The following is a 14,145-nucleotide window of genomic DNA, read 5'->3' as shown; positions in this document are numbered from 1 at the left end:
TGTATGGGGTGAAAAAACGAACTCTTCAAATCAGTAATTTTGAATGTCAGGAGGATGCTGAAAAAATTACACAAGCTGTACTTGATGTCTGGGGCATAGCTGATGCTAAAGCGAATGCTACACAGAAGACCATCTCATTTACATTTGATGAACGAATGGCATCAGAACAAGATTTTGAACAGGCAATAACGGAATCAGGCTTTCAAATTGTCAGTGAATGATCTAGGAAGAGGTGATGAAATGTATTTATGCGAGATTTGTGGAGGAAAGGAAGGTTTGCAGGAAAATATGGAAGAAACCTTTCAAGCAGTGACGCTTCATATTTGTGAAAATTGCCGAGATGACAGGAAAAATTACTCCTTTGATGATTGAGCTGATGAGCGTTGGATCCAAGCAGGGAAAAGAGGTGTAAAAGATGGAGCCGATTGAGGTTAGGAGGGAAGTCCTTCGCTTATGTAAAGGCGGCGTGGAAAAATTTGAAGACAGTGTGGTAACAGAACACCCCTTAACAATAAAAATCAATGGCACCGAGTTTGTCACGATTGTTTGTTCACCTGATTATGTCGAGGACTTAGCGCTTGGTTTTCTTGCTTCAGAAGGAATCATCCGCTATTTTACCGATATTGAAGATCTATGGATAGATGAAAAAGCTGGGGTAGCCCATGTAAAAATAAAGCGAACAAATCCTTATTATCAAAGCTTTCAAGGGAAAAGATACATCACATCCTGCTGTGGTGGAGGCAGACAAGGCTTTGTCTTTATCAATGATGCGATAACCGCAAAAAAAATGGAAAATGTACGGGTTAGAGTGTCTACTGAAGAGTGCTTTTCTTTAATGAAAGAAATGCAGAAATTATCCACTCTGTTTCAAAAAACGGGCGGTGTCCATAATGCGGCTTTATGCCAAAATGGACATGTCTTTCTATCAAGAATGGACATCGGTAGGCATAATGCCTTGGATAAATTATTTGGACATTGTCTGAGAAACATGATTCCACTTGAAGACAAAATATTAGCCTTCAGCGGCAGAATTTCTGCAGAAATCTTATTGAAGGCCTCAAAAATCGGCTGTGAAATTGTCATGTCAAAATCAGCGCCTACTGAACTTGCTCTAAACCTTGCCGAACAACTCGGAATTACAACGATTGGTTTTATTCGTAACGAATCACTGAATGTATACACTGGATTAGAAAGAGTATATTTCCATTAAGATGCTAAATTCAAAGCGGACTTGGATTGTCCCAAAAGGTGTCAAGCATCCACAATTAATCTATAACTAGTACTATTTAACGCAAAGTGATACTAGAAAAAGATTGTGGTCCTTGACACTTTTTCTTTTGGGAAGAACCATCCACTTGCTATCTTTTAGTTCCTTTTGTAATCGCTTAACTTAAAAATTTTATAAAACTTTAAAAAAAGCTTTACAAGAACTTAACTCGAAAACTGGTCAATTGTCTTATTCAAATCGGCCTTTTTCGCATGTAATGTAACATGAAATTATAATAAAAAAGTTCTAAAAAGTAGGAAGAGAGCCTTTCGAAGGGAGGAGAGTGAAGAATGGGTTATATTGAAGAATTACGGTCTCTTGTCGGGACAAGGCCTTTAATACTAATCGGAGTAGTTGTTATGGTCCTTGATCAGCAGGGTCGATTATTGATGGTAGAATGCGATAAAAAGTGGAAATTACCTGGCGGGTATATTGAATTAGGAGAATCTGCCGAAGAGGCTGGAATACGAGAAATTTACGAGGAAACGGGTTTAACGATTGATAACCTAGAATTAATCGGGGTATTTTCAGGAAGAAACTTTTTTACAAAACTATCAAATGGGGATGAATATTTTCCTGTAACACTTGCTTATGTTACGAAAGACATACAATGCGGTAGGCTAACACCTGATGGAATAGAAGTACAAAAGGCCGAATTTTTTCATAGACCATTTCTACCTGAAGATTTATGCATTAGAGATCAGCACATTTTACAAAGCTATCAAATGATAGAATCCATTGTTAATCGTTAATATGAATGAGAAAGGAAGGAATTGAGTGAAGACGATTGCTTTTTATATTGGCGAACCATTAAAAGTCAATCAAGGGTTTATGTACAATCAGATTATTGGGGTGAAAGAATACCGTACAATCGTGATAGGACCTTTTTCTAATTCCAAGAACGTTCAATATAAATTTGAACATTTCTATAATCTCAATGATTTGAAAGATCTTGGAAGCTTTTTTAAAAAAAATCAAGTTGCAGCCATACACGCTCATCAAGGAAAGCATTCCATGGATATTTTGCCGACAGCTGTAAAGTATAACATCCCGTTGATTGTACACTTTAGGGGACGTGATTCTTCTACACAGACAGAAGAACGATTCCGTAGAAATAAGGAACGCTATAAATCACTAATGAATAAAGGATCTGGTTACTTTGCCGTTTGTCAATTTCTTGCTGATGAACTAAAAAAATTAGGGTTTCCAAAAAACAAAATTCATGTTTTGTACGGTGGTCTTGATTTAAATTTGTATCCATATATGAAACGCTCTTTGCCGAAAGAGGGGGAAATTAGAATCCTTTCGGTAGCAAGACTGGTAGAAAAAAAAGGCTTCCTTACCTTATTAAATGCATTTAAGCTGTTACAGGAAAAGTATAAGCGGGTTACACTTCATATTATTGGATCTGGTGAAGATGAGGCGAAAATAAAAAGTCAAATTGACAAGCTTCGGTTAAAAGACCGCGTTTTTCTCAGAGGGGCAATGGACGCAAAACAAATTGCCAAGGAGCTAAAATGCGCCCATCTATTTTGTCTAGCAAGCGAAACGGGAGAAGACGGGGATGTAGAAGGAATTCCAAATGCATTAAAGGAAGCAATGGCAAGCGGTTTACCTGTTATTTCTACCTTTCACGGGGGCATTCCTGAATTAATTGAACATAAAAAAACAGGTTATCTTGCACCAGAAAAAAATGCAAAAAAATTAGCAGAAGGAATGAAATATTTCTTGGATCATCCAGAAGTATGGGAAAAATACACGAAAAAGGCAAGAAACGTGATTGAGGAAAAATTTGACTCCAAAAAGCAAATCGAAGAACAACAAAGATTATATCGGTTAATTGAAAAGAAAAAATAAGAAGAGTACTAGAATCATGTTGGTATTAGAAGTTCATGTCAAGAAAGGAAGTTTATGAATCTGGAAAATAACTTGAAAATGTTGGTGAGGAATTCAATGCTGAGAAAGGATATGTTAGAAATTTACACAGGCAAAAAGAAGGTTTTTGTCACCGGCTGCGCTGGCTTTATTGGATTCCATCTTTCCAAGCGATTGTTAGATGAAGGCTTTCAAGTAATTGGTATCGATAATATGAACGACTTTTATGACCAGAACTTGAAATATGATCGTATAAACATACTGATGAAGGAACAAAATTTCCATTTCATAAAAGGGACGATCGAAAACCTTGAATTGCTGGACTATATATTTTCTCAATATAATATAGATATCGTTGTAAATTTAGCTGCTCAAGCAGGTGTGAGATATAGCATGAAACACCCTGAAGCATATGTTCAATCGAATCTAGTGGGGTTTATGAATATCTTAGAATGCTGTAAAAAATATAAAATCTACCATCTTATATATGCATCATCCAGTTCTGTCTATGGTGATAATAGAAAAATACCATTTTCAGAGGATGACCGTGTGGATCGTCCGATTAGTATTTATGCTGCTACAAAAAGAGCGAATGAGTTAATGGCGTATTCCTACAGTTCTTTATATAAAATTCCGACCACAGGCTTAAGATTATTTACTGTGTACGGACCATGGGGAAGACCAGATATGGCATTGTTTACCTTTACCAATGCTATTATAAATAACCAGCCAATTGAAGTCTATAACAATGGGAATATGAAAAGAGACTTTACTTATATCGATGATGTCATAGAATCCATCTACCGGTTAATGAAGAAAGACCCCCCCAAGAATCCTCAGGTACCCTATAAAATTTATAATATAGGACATAATGCACCACTAAGGCTCAATTATTTTATTGAACTACTAGAAGAAGCACTCGGGAAGAAGGCAGTTAAAAAATTTCTTCCAATCCAGCCGGGAGATGTGCTGGAAACCTTTGCAGATATTGAAGAATTAGAAAATGATATTAATTATACACCAAACGTGACTGTAGAAGAGGGAATCAAGCGGTTTATTGAGTGGTATAGAGAGTATTACAAGTTAACTTAAAAAATCCTGGGATATCCTAAAAAAGGTGTCAGGTGTGTTTTTATCTTTAAACACTTAAGTCTGGCACCTTGTGGAACATCCCATGCTATTTATTAACTTCCAGAATTTTTACATAATATATGCTGATTCAGAATTGAAAAATTTGACAGATAATATTTTGATGATTTTGACAACATATGACCGAGTATTCAAATATTTTAATTTATATTATTGCATAGTTTTAAATATATTTTACTTTATAGCCTTTGTGGCCTTGGTCATAAGCATAGAGGCGAAAAAACAGTACGGGGAGGCAGTGAAGTTTATTCGGTAGACTTTGAAAAAGGGGAGATCCATTGTTCAAGAAAAATTCGATACTAATGGGGTTGTTAATAAGCGGTGCATTAATGGTAGTCGGATGTAATGACAAGGAAACAAGCACAACAGAAACTACCGGTAATGATGGAGAAAAGAAAAATGTCATTATGGTTTCTGGGGATACCGTCTCTGAAATGGGCGGGTGTGTACTGGCAAGTAGATTTTCTGCAGGAGATAAAATAGTTTTCCGCATGAATGCATTGGATACAAATAAGGTGCAAATGGAAGATGCTAAACTGCAAGTGCATCTATCGACCGGTGAAGTGCTTGATATGGAGCTTGACGTCCATTCACCACCTGATGCAAAAGACCCTGCGAAATTCTGGACTGCTGCCTACCCGGTAACAGAAGATACACCGACTGGTACACTCGAATATTACGTAACTGCTGTAGCAGCCGATGCAAAAGGAGAATTCCGTCCATTTAACGTACAGCCGTCATTAATCACGATTGTCGATCCGGCTGCAACAGGCACGGTTCCTGAAGGTGCACCTGCACCAGCACCTGAAGAGGCACCTGTACAATAATGATAGAAATGTAAGAGGTTCGTCACAAAGGAAACAGCTATCCTAGTTACAGTAATGGAGAAGGAAGGTAGAACAGTTTGATTAGAATAAGATGGAAAACAGGAATGAAAATCTTGGGAGCAGCTGTACTTTTAGCAGGATTAAGCGCCTGAACAGATCAATCATCGGCGAAAACGGAGCCAAAGATTGATACGGCGCCTTCATCGGAAAAGAAAAAAGAAACGACAAAAGAGCAGGCCTTAAAAAACAACATTACTTTATCTAGTATTAGAGGAACCGTCCGGCAAAATATTGACTTTAAAGTGGATGAACTTGAGCCGAATAAACCGGTAAAACTGATTTGGATGACCATGGACGGCAGTTATAATGTCAAGGATCTTTATGAAGTGATTGGTCCTGAATTTAAAGAAAAAGAGGTAGTGCTGGAAGAGGGGACGAGTGATGATAATGGAAACTGGAATGGTTCCTTTAAGGTTCCAGAAGGATTTGGCGGCGACATGACGATTTATGTAGTTTCCGAGGATACTAGAATTGGTCAGACTGCCTTTACCCTTGATCCATCCTTTACAATGACCCCTGAATCCGGTCCGGTAGGCACCGAAATTACCATTAAAGTGGAAGGTTTAGGTTGGAGTACGTATATGCGGAATTGGCAGCTAACCTATGATAATAAATACACAGGCTTAGTTTCAGCAATTGCCACAAATGGTACGGCAGAAGCCAAAAGCCGGGCCGCTGGATCCATCGGGAAGCATGCCATCCGACTCCGAACTGGTTATCTGGGAATGCAGTACATCAATTATCTGCAATCTCCATATCCTGATAAGCCTGCACCTGATTTCTTGTTTGAGGTAACCGATTCGACTACAGTTCAAGAAAGTTACGTCGAGCCGACTCCAGTTGCGGCAAATGGCGGAGTCAAAATGCCAGAGCTGAAAAATAAATCAGGTGTTGAAGTAGAGCTGTATAAAAGTGAGGGAACGGTTGGAGAACTTGTTAAGCTGACAGCAGCAGGGCTGCCGAAAAATAAAGAGATAGAGATCATCTGGAATACGATGAAAGGAAGCCGTGTTTCCGGGTTAGGGTTTGCTGAGCATACAACAAAGCTTCAAATAGTGAAAACGGATAATGATGGTAATTTAAACTATGATTTTGCCATTCCTGATGACTTGGGAGGAATTCCACACCGAATGGACCTAAAGGTTGGGGATGAGGTATATGGACAAGGATACTTACGTATTTTACCATCGATCGTGAGCATTTCACCAACATCCGGTTCAGTAGGAACGAAAATACAGGTAACAATAAAGGGCGGCGGCTGGACAGAGTTTGATAACGCCTACTATTTGACTTATGATAATGCCTATACAGGTTATTTATGTGCGTTCAACAGCCAAGGAGACCTTACGTTTGATGTGGTAGCAACGGGAGAACCAGGCTTCCATGTAATCGATCTATATCCTGGAATTTACAAGCAAAAAGAAAAGGAAACCGATATGACCTTGATTCCGCAGCTTACTTATTTGACCGATCACCCTGGATCAGCAATGCCGGCTATACGGTTAGGATTTGAGGTAACGGAATAAGGAGAAATATAAAAACATTAAAGGGAGAGGGGCCATCCACAGCCCCCTCTCTCTTTTGTTCCATGACTATTTTTTATTGTTCAACTTATTTTCTATTCCCATTGGATCCGATGTTTTTTCTTTTATGGCAGGGATCTTTTCTTTTGTTCTAGTTTCCCAAATACTATATTTCAATGTACTTGGTGATTCCATTTTTTCATTTGACATGTTCTTCACGCCTTCTTAAAATTTATACCTCACAAGATTATGTTGCTTCCAGAAGTAATACATTATACTCTTTTATTATCTGGCTCTCTTAACAAGAAATCCTTTTCGTTTTTATTCCGATTTTACTATAATTAGTTAAAGATTCCCTTTTATCAATTGGTTTCCATGACAAATATGGTGGACATTACCAAAGGTAAGAATCCATTTTCCCTGCCTATATCACTAATTCCCTTCCCATAGAAAAAACCACTAATAGTCTTATTTGTCCATTCACTTTATTTATTTCCTCCTATAATATTAGAAGTAATTGATGAAACTGAGCTCTCTATTAATAAAGAAAAATGACTAATTTAAATATTACTGAATGTCATCATAGTTTAATCAAGCGGGAAGGGAGGAAACCTGTGAACACAGATCAAGCTTTTGAATTATTGAAGAATGCAGGTGTTACCGAGGATGTTTGCATAAAAACAGTCAGACGCTGGCTCCGCGAAAGAAAGATCACATATGATGGAGGGCAAAAAAATATTGGATACATCCTGGATGACACGGATCAAGCATTTCAATTATTGAAGGACGCTGGCGTTGCCCCTAGTATTGGTATTCCTACTGTTCGACGCTGGGTACGCGAGGGTAAAATCAAACACGTAGGCGATGGCGATCCAATAACGGAATACATATCTAATGAACCTAACCCAAGACGGTCTGTCCTTAGTCCTGCTGAGGATAAACTTATCCGTCAGTTAAAAGCAAAAATAAAAGCTCAAGAAGAGCATATAAAAGGAATTGAAGACCTTCACCAATCTTCGATTAATACTTTAATTCAACAAAGAAATAAACTTAAACAAGAAATTATGAGGTTGGAAACTGAAAGACACGAATTACAAAAAGAAGCACGAAAACTACTGAAGGAAAATCTTGATTTACGGAATGAACTGCTAAAATTAAAAGAAGAATACTCGAAAGGAAACAAATCAGATCCTGAAAAGACACAAACCGTTCCATTTAAATCGTATGATCCCCGGTCAAAACTTGGTCTTTCCAAAACTGCTGGTCCAAAAGAAATTTTAGCAGGGTATAAAACGTTACTAAAAATGACCCATCCAGATCGCGGTGGCAATGCAGCACTGTTTCATTTTATTAAGATGGATTATGATTCATTTCGGAATGGATTGAAAAAGTAAAAAAGTATTCATCAATAAATATTGAACCTCCGTTATTCATACGGGGGTTTTTGTGTGTAGTTATCGTTTAATGAATAGATATTGCAAATTTCCTTCATATTAATAAAGTCTAGTAAATTTTTATGAAAAAGGTGAATGAAACATGGCGAAATTATTGTATATCACAGCACATCCACATGATGAAAGACAATCATTCAGTATGGCTGCAGGGAAGGCTTTCATTGAAACCTACAAAGAAGTCAATCCAAATGATGAGGTTGTCCACATTGATTTGTATAAAGAAAATATTCCCCATATTGATACAGATGTATTCAGCGGCTGGGGAAAGCTGCAGTCTGGCAAAGGCTTTGACGAGCTTTCGGATGATGAGAAAACAAAAGTGGGACGGCTGAATGAGCTAAGTGATCAGTTTATTACAGGGGACAAATATGTAATTGTGACACCACTTTGGAATTTGTCATTTCCTCCAGTTATGAAAGCATATATTGATTCGATTGCTGTTGCCGGTAAAACATTTAAATATACGGAGCAGGGGTCTGTTGGTCTCTTAACAGATAAGAAGGTTCTCCACATCCAAGCGCGCGGCGGCATGTATTCAGAGGGTCCTGCGGCAGCTCTGGAAATGGGGCATCGCTATTTACAAGTTATCTTTAGTTTCTTTGGCGTTCCTAATGTTGAAGGTCTTTTTATTGAAGGACATGCGGCTATGCCGGATAAAGCTGAAGAAATTAAGCAAAATGGAATTGCTCGTGCAAAAGACCTAGCACACACTTTCTGAATTTTCTATAAAATTGAATAAATTAGGTAAAATTTCTTGTTAAAATAGTAAATATAGTGTAATATATGAAATGTATAGTAATAATTATGCAATAAATAGTCGAATATTACTACTACGGAGATGAAAAAAATGGAAAATAAGACAATTTATTATGATGGCAGCTTAGAAATAATTAATGAAAACAACACGAATTCAGTTGAATTTTCTAATGAGCCAATCGTAGTAACAGACGAAGCAAGAAAAAATATGGGTGGAAATCCGTTTCTGACAAAGTAAACTTTTGATCTGGTTAACTAAATCTAGATATGTAAATGAAAGTAACGATCTTCTAGTTCAAAGAAGGTCGTTTTTTTTATTTAGAAAAAGAGATATGCTCGTTGTATGTCTTGAAATGTTTGGTCGCAAACTAAATGAAAAAGGGGGAGTACCATGACTGCCATAAAACTTGATGAAAACGTTCTTTCCATTTTAAAGGATAAAATTCAGTTAATCTCAAAAAATAAAGGAAGTATTTATTTAGTAGGTCCGATCCGACTGCCAGTTAATTTATATGGAGAAACGGTTATCTTTAAATGGTATTGCTGGCTGAATTGTGAAGATGTGACAGAGATAAATTGTAATGAAATAAAAGATTATGAAAAAATAATCGAAAAGCTATCTTCTTCAAATTTGGCCTTATACCAGCAGTCCAGTGTATTAGTATATGGTGATTTTGAGCATAGTGAAGAGGCCATTATAAGATTCCATTCAATTTGTCATACAGGTGATATTTTCGGAAGTAAACGGTGTGATTGCGGGTTTCAGCTAAAACAGTCAATGAAAATCATTGCTGAGCATGGGAATGGTGCATTATTTTATTTGGCTAATCATGAGGGAAGAGGTATTGGCTTATTCAGTAAAGCGATGGCATATGTTCTTCAGGAGAATGGCTATGATACGGTTGAAGCAAATATCGGACTTGGTTTTGTTGATGATTCGAGAAACTACGAGGATGCGATTTTAGTCCTAAAAGCATTACGTACAAAACCAGTCACATTGATGACCAATAATCCAAAAAAATTAGATGCTTTAAAAAGTGCCGGCTTAGAGGTTTCTGGAAGAGAACCATTATGGGGAGATATTTCGGAGTACAACAAGAAATATTTACAGACGAAAATTGAAAAGTCTGGTCACCTTGAACAGGGAGAGACTTGGCAAGGCAGCTGTTGTGATTAGTATTATGAATAATGGACCTATACTTCTACAATTAAAAGTTATTGTGGAAGTTTTTTTGTCATAGCCTTCGTACTTAGTTTTCTGTATAATCTTTATCATATAATAATTCCACTTATTTAGGAAACAGGGCAGGCGATATTGGATTGAATAATAAAGAAAGATACGAAATACTTTTTAATAAAATTAATCAATATAATGCAGGTGAAAAGGGGATTACGAGAATCGCCTACAGTGATGAAGAACAGACGTGCACTCATGCTTTTATGAGAATGTGTAAAGATGAAAATTTGGAAATCAGGATGGATGCCTGTGGGAACGTTATCGCTAGAAGAGAGGGGAAAAGAAGTGACCTGCCGCCAGTCGTAATGGGCTCTCATTTGGATACGGTTTATCAAGGCGGGAAATATGATGGGGTTGTTGGAGTGACAGCGGCGCTGGAAATTATTAAACGACTAAATGAAAAAGAAATTATTACAGACCATCCAATTGAAATTATTTCCTTTGCCTGTGAGGAGTCCTCCCGGTTTGGTGTTTCCACGGTGGGGAGTAAAGCCATGGCGGGAATCCTTGATAAAGAGACCTATCGGCATCTAACTGATCGTGATGGGATCACAATGGAAAAGGCTTTTGCCTTATGTGCTCTTGATTTTGATAGTGTTGATGAGGCGAGCAGAAAGCATGAAGAATTTAAGGCCTTTTTTGAAATACATATTGAGCAAGGTCCTGTATTGATTAATAACCAGAAAAAAATCGGGATTGTGACAGGGATTGCAGCACCCGTCAGATTGATCATTAAAATCAATGGGAAGGCCTCCCATTCCGGCACAACTCCAATGAATATGAGAAGTGATGCGCTTCTCGGTGCGTCGGAAATTGCGCTGGAACTTGAAAAAGCAGCTATTCAGGAACAGGAACATGGTACCGTTGCAACGGTGGGTGTTATGAATATTCACTCCGGTGCAATGAATGTTGTTCCTGGTGAAGTCGAACTAAAGGTTGATATTCGGTCCATCTCAATCGATTCGAGACAAAGGGTATTAAATCATTTATACCATGTTATTACTCAAATTGAAAAATCAAGAGATCTTGACATTCAAAGTAAAGAAATCAGCTCAGAGGAACCTGTATTGCTCGCCCCCCATGTAGTCGATACATTAATCAATATTTCTGAGAAAAAAGTTCTTCCCTATGAAGTGATGCAAAGCGGTGCAGGTCATGATGCGATGAACATGGCGAAACTGTGTCCAACAGGTCTTATTTTTATTCCTTCGGTTGAAGGTCTCAGCCATCATCCTGATGAATATACGGACATGGATGATATTTTACTTGGGATTGATTTACTTGAAGATGTCATTCTTTATTATGCTGGTATTTAAATTTTAATGCTAAGTAAGTAGAGTCGTTCTGTCAAAACAGGGCGGCTTTTTATTATCTATTGTTTTTACCTTTAAGATAACATTTTTATATTCTAAAAAAAATTTCTCATACGCAAAATATTTTCATTAAGATTACTTTTATTTAATAGTGAAAAAAGGTTGCTGTAGACCCACCCATATTTCCCTTGTTAATATTATGGAAGAGTTTATGATTAGAGGAGATTTGATGACATGGATCAACAGAGATATAATGATTTAAAACTTGGGGAACGTGGAGCTATTATTAGCATCATTGCCTATATTTGTTTGTCTGCTTTAAAGCTAGCCATCGGTTATTTGGCCGATTCAGAAGCGTTAAGGGCAGATGGTCTAAATAATACCACCGATATCATTGCATCAATTGCCGTTTTAATAGGATTGAGACTCTCCCAAAAACCTGCTGATTCGGACCATTCATATGGTCATTGGAAAGCAGAAAATATCGCTTCTCTTGTTGCTTCCTTCATCATGATCGCCGTTGGTATTCAAGTAATATATGCCGCTATAACTAAAGCATTTCAAAATGAATATTCATCACCTGATTTGATTGCGGCATGGACTGGTATTTTATGTGCCATCGTTATGTATGGTGTGTATCGATATAATAAGAGATTAGCAAGTAAAATTAATAGTCAATCTGTCATGGCCGCAGCAAAGGATAATCTTTCAGATGCCTGGGTGAGTATTGGAGCAGCAGTAGGTATAATCGGCGCTCAGTTCCATATGGCATGGCTTGACCCAGTGGCTGCAGTCATTGTTGGTTTATTAATTTGTAAAACAGCCTTGGAGATTTTTCGAGATGCTTCTCACCAATTAACAGATGGTTTTGACGAAAACGAGATCCAAGCTTATAAAGAAACCATTCAGAACACATATGGCGTTAAAGGAATAAAAGACATTAAGGCCAGAAATTACGGAAATAATGTTGTTGTAGATGTTGTTATTCTTGTCAATTCTACGCTGGATATTATACGTGCTCATGACATTTCAACCGAAGTTGAACAAGCATTAGCAAAAAAGCATAATGTGTATGATGTGCATGTTCATATTGAACCTAATTAATTACTCGACAATTCAGTCTGTTCAGCATCTATTAAACAATAATATACTTAATTTTAAAAGCCTAAAATTTATTTACAAATAATGACGTATGCATCTGCATACGTCATTATTTTAAGTTTACATAGAAATTAGTTATTGAAACTGTTGTTCTTGTTCCATCTTTTTATTTAATCGATCTTCCAATACCTTGGTCATATAAATGAAGTGGCCAGCTTCCCGTACTACATGGTCAGCTAATAGGGGATTAATGACATTTCGAATTTGACATGACTGAATAAGCGCAAGCCCCGCTTTCTTAAAAGCCTGAATTTCAGCCGCTGCATTTTCACTATTCTTATTCATTTTACCTATGATAGGATACGTAGGCTTTTTACGATACAGCATGGATTCTACATCTCTTGCTTGGTTTAAAAGGGTTTCAAAATCATCTCCAAATTTTCGCGCCTGGTTTACTAAATTTCTCTCAGACTGATCAAGTAAGGAAGCGATGAATCTTGAATGTTCCATCATAATTCGTAACCAGAAAACATTCTCATTAATGATGGCATCTTGAATCGGTTCTAAAATTCCTTGATTTAATTTATTTAATGTTCTCATAAAATATTCTGCCTCGCGGTTTGCTTTCTTTTCCTGTTGTTCAAAAAAATGATAAAAACGATCTGCTTGTTGAATGAGAGGCTTATCATTTCTACTAAAACCTTCTCCAAGGAATAAGGCATGTTCTTTCATAATTCTGAGCCAAAAACGGTTTCCGTCAGAGAACGCTCAATAAATATAATTGTTCGTTTAGTGACTCAGGCTTTGCGGCAAACGATTCAGGCGGGACTAACATTTGATTAAACCGCTCTGTCGTTATATGACCGGGAATATGATTTTGATGATTCATAATCAACCTCCATATGTAAGGTTTAATTCTAGAAATCCGAATATCCAGAATCAATAAGATAAATAAGTACCACTATGAAGATATGTTACGGGAACAATAAATAATACAGACAAATTGGTAAATCGTCTTTTTTAACTTTGCGGTTGAATGGGAGAAGGGATATGATAATACAGATTGAATAATACATAAATAAATAGAAATGGAAAGGAAATGATTGATTATGGAAAAGGTCACACCATTTTTAATGTTTCAAGATGGCAATGCAGAAGAGGCAATGAACTTTTACATATCTCTTATTGAGGATTCTAAGATAACAAGTATTGTTCGGTACGGTGCAAAAGAAGCCGGGGAGGAAGGGACTGTCATGCACGCGACTTTTTCCTTAAAAGGACAAGAATTTATGTGCATTGATAGCAATATCAAACATCAGTTCTCTTTTACACCATCTTTTTCTATCTTTCTTACTTGTAGTTCAGATGAAGAAATCGAGAATCTATATGAGAAACTTATTGAAGGAGGCCAAGCACTTATGCCTTTAGGCGATTATGGTTTTAGTAAAAAGTTTGGCTGGCTGAATGACCGCTTTGGTGTTTCGTGGCAGTTAACTCTTCCTTTATAACCCTTGAGTATTTTGTTCTATGTCCAGGTTTTTAATTTCCCCGCTGCCATTTAGGCGGTCTTTTTTTATGCAGAG

General features: G+C 37.1%; 16 protein-coding genes and 1 pseudogene. 15 read left to right on the top strand and 2 right to left on the bottom strand.

Translation table 11 applies throughout. From position 1 onward, the window contains the following. The first annotated feature begins 8 nt into the window (after positions 1 to 8). From R4Z09_RS15715 to R4Z09_RS15680, 8 genes are all read left to right on the top strand, one after another. Positions 9 to 221: a heavy-metal-associated domain-containing protein gene (locus R4Z09_RS15715; protein ID WP_338447701.1), complete on the top strand. Its 213-nt coding sequence runs from the start codon at positions 9 to 11 to the stop codon at positions 219 to 221. Positions 222 to 240: 19 nt separating this feature from the next. Further along, the gene (locus R4Z09_RS15710) at positions 241 to 372 is read left to right on the top strand and encodes a hypothetical protein (RefSeq protein ID WP_338447700.1); all 132 of its coding nucleotides are present in this window, start codon (positions 241 to 243) and stop codon (positions 370 to 372) included. A 43-nt stretch (positions 373 to 415) separates the two neighbouring features. Beyond that, positions 416 to 1,210: a formate dehydrogenase accessory sulfurtransferase FdhD gene (fdhD, locus tag R4Z09_RS15705; RefSeq protein ID WP_338447699.1), complete on the top strand. Its 795-nt coding sequence runs from the start codon at positions 416 to 418 to the stop codon at positions 1,208 to 1,210. A 347-nt stretch (positions 1,211 to 1,557) separates the two neighbouring features. Further along, on the top strand, positions 1,558 to 2,019 hold the full coding sequence (locus tag R4Z09_RS15700) for an NUDIX hydrolase (RefSeq protein WP_338447698.1): 462 nt from the start codon (positions 1,558 to 1,560) through the stop codon (positions 2,017 to 2,019). Positions 2,020 to 2,044: 25 nt separating this feature from the next. Next, on the top strand, positions 2,045 to 3,124 hold the full coding sequence (locus R4Z09_RS15695) for a glycosyltransferase (RefSeq protein ID WP_338447697.1): 1,080 nt from the start codon (positions 2,045 to 2,047) through the stop codon (positions 3,122 to 3,124). A 96-nt stretch (positions 3,125 to 3,220) separates the two neighbouring features. Next, a complete protein-coding gene (locus tag R4Z09_RS15690; RefSeq protein ID WP_338447696.1) occupies positions 3,221 to 4,234 on the top strand; it encodes an NAD-dependent epimerase in 1,014 nt (337 codons plus the stop codon). Between the two features lie 335 nt (positions 4,235 to 4,569). Then, positions 4,570 to 5,118: a hypothetical protein gene (locus R4Z09_RS15685; protein WP_338447695.1), complete on the top strand. Its 549-nt coding sequence runs from the start codon at positions 4,570 to 4,572 to the stop codon at positions 5,116 to 5,118. Positions 5,119 to 5,420: 302 nt separating this feature from the next. Continuing rightward, positions 5,421 to 6,704 (top strand): hypothetical protein, encoded by a 1,284-nt coding sequence (locus tag R4Z09_RS15680; RefSeq protein WP_338447694.1) that lies wholly within the window; start codon positions 5,421 to 5,423, stop codon positions 6,702 to 6,704. A gap of 66 nt (positions 6,705 to 6,770) precedes the next feature. On the opposite strand, the gene R4Z09_RS15675 is transcribed toward R4Z09_RS15680, so the two are convergent. Next, a complete protein-coding gene (locus tag R4Z09_RS15675; protein ID WP_338447693.1) occupies positions 6,771 to 6,911 on the bottom strand; it encodes a hypothetical protein in 141 nt (46 codons plus the stop codon). A 404-nt stretch (positions 6,912 to 7,315) separates the two neighbouring features. Between R4Z09_RS15675 and R4Z09_RS15670 the strand changes: the two genes are divergently transcribed. From R4Z09_RS15670 to R4Z09_RS15645, 6 genes are all read left to right on the top strand, one after another. Beyond that, entirely contained in the window at positions 7,316 to 8,095 is a 780-nt protein-coding gene (locus tag R4Z09_RS15670; RefSeq protein WP_338447692.1) for a hypothetical protein, read from the top strand. Between the two features lie 142 nt (positions 8,096 to 8,237). Next, on the top strand, positions 8,238 to 8,873 hold the full coding sequence (locus tag R4Z09_RS15665) for an FMN-dependent NADH-azoreductase (RefSeq protein ID WP_338447691.1): 636 nt from the start codon (positions 8,238 to 8,240) through the stop codon (positions 8,871 to 8,873). Between the two features lie 129 nt (positions 8,874 to 9,002). Further along, on the top strand, positions 9,003 to 9,149 hold the full coding sequence (locus R4Z09_RS15660; protein WP_338447690.1) for a hypothetical protein: 147 nt from the start codon (positions 9,003 to 9,005) through the stop codon (positions 9,147 to 9,149). A 153-nt stretch (positions 9,150 to 9,302) separates the two neighbouring features. Then, a complete protein-coding gene (locus R4Z09_RS15655) occupies positions 9,303 to 10,088 on the top strand; it encodes a GTP cyclohydrolase II (protein WP_338447689.1) in 786 nt (261 codons plus the stop codon). 143 nt (positions 10,089 to 10,231) lie between these two features. After that, positions 10,232 to 11,464 (top strand): M20 family metallo-hydrolase, encoded by a 1,233-nt coding sequence (locus tag R4Z09_RS15650; protein WP_338447688.1) that lies wholly within the window; start codon positions 10,232 to 10,234, stop codon positions 11,462 to 11,464. A gap of 231 nt (positions 11,465 to 11,695) precedes the next feature. Next, complete coding sequence (locus tag R4Z09_RS15645) at positions 11,696 to 12,565, top strand: cation diffusion facilitator family transporter (protein WP_338447687.1); 870 nt, start codon at positions 11,696 to 11,698, stop codon at positions 12,563 to 12,565. A gap of 132 nt (positions 12,566 to 12,697) precedes the next feature. Here the strand turns inward: R4Z09_RS15645 and R4Z09_RS15640 are convergent. Next, positions 12,698 to 13,451: pseudogene (locus R4Z09_RS15640) on the bottom strand (DUF2935 domain-containing protein). Positions 13,452 to 13,671: 220 nt separating this feature from the next. Here R4Z09_RS15640 and R4Z09_RS15635 point away from each other — a divergent pair. Then, a complete protein-coding gene (locus R4Z09_RS15635; RefSeq protein WP_338447686.1) occupies positions 13,672 to 14,070 on the top strand; it encodes a VOC family protein in 399 nt (132 codons plus the stop codon). The last annotated feature ends 75 nt before the right edge of the window (positions 14,071 to 14,145 follow it).

Source organism: Niallia oryzisoli, assembly GCF_036670025.1.
Taxonomy (GTDB): domain Bacteria; phylum Bacillota; class Bacilli; order Bacillales; family Cytobacillaceae; genus Bacillus_BD; species Bacillus_BD oryzisoli.
This window is presented reverse-complemented; position numbering and strand designations above follow the sequence as displayed.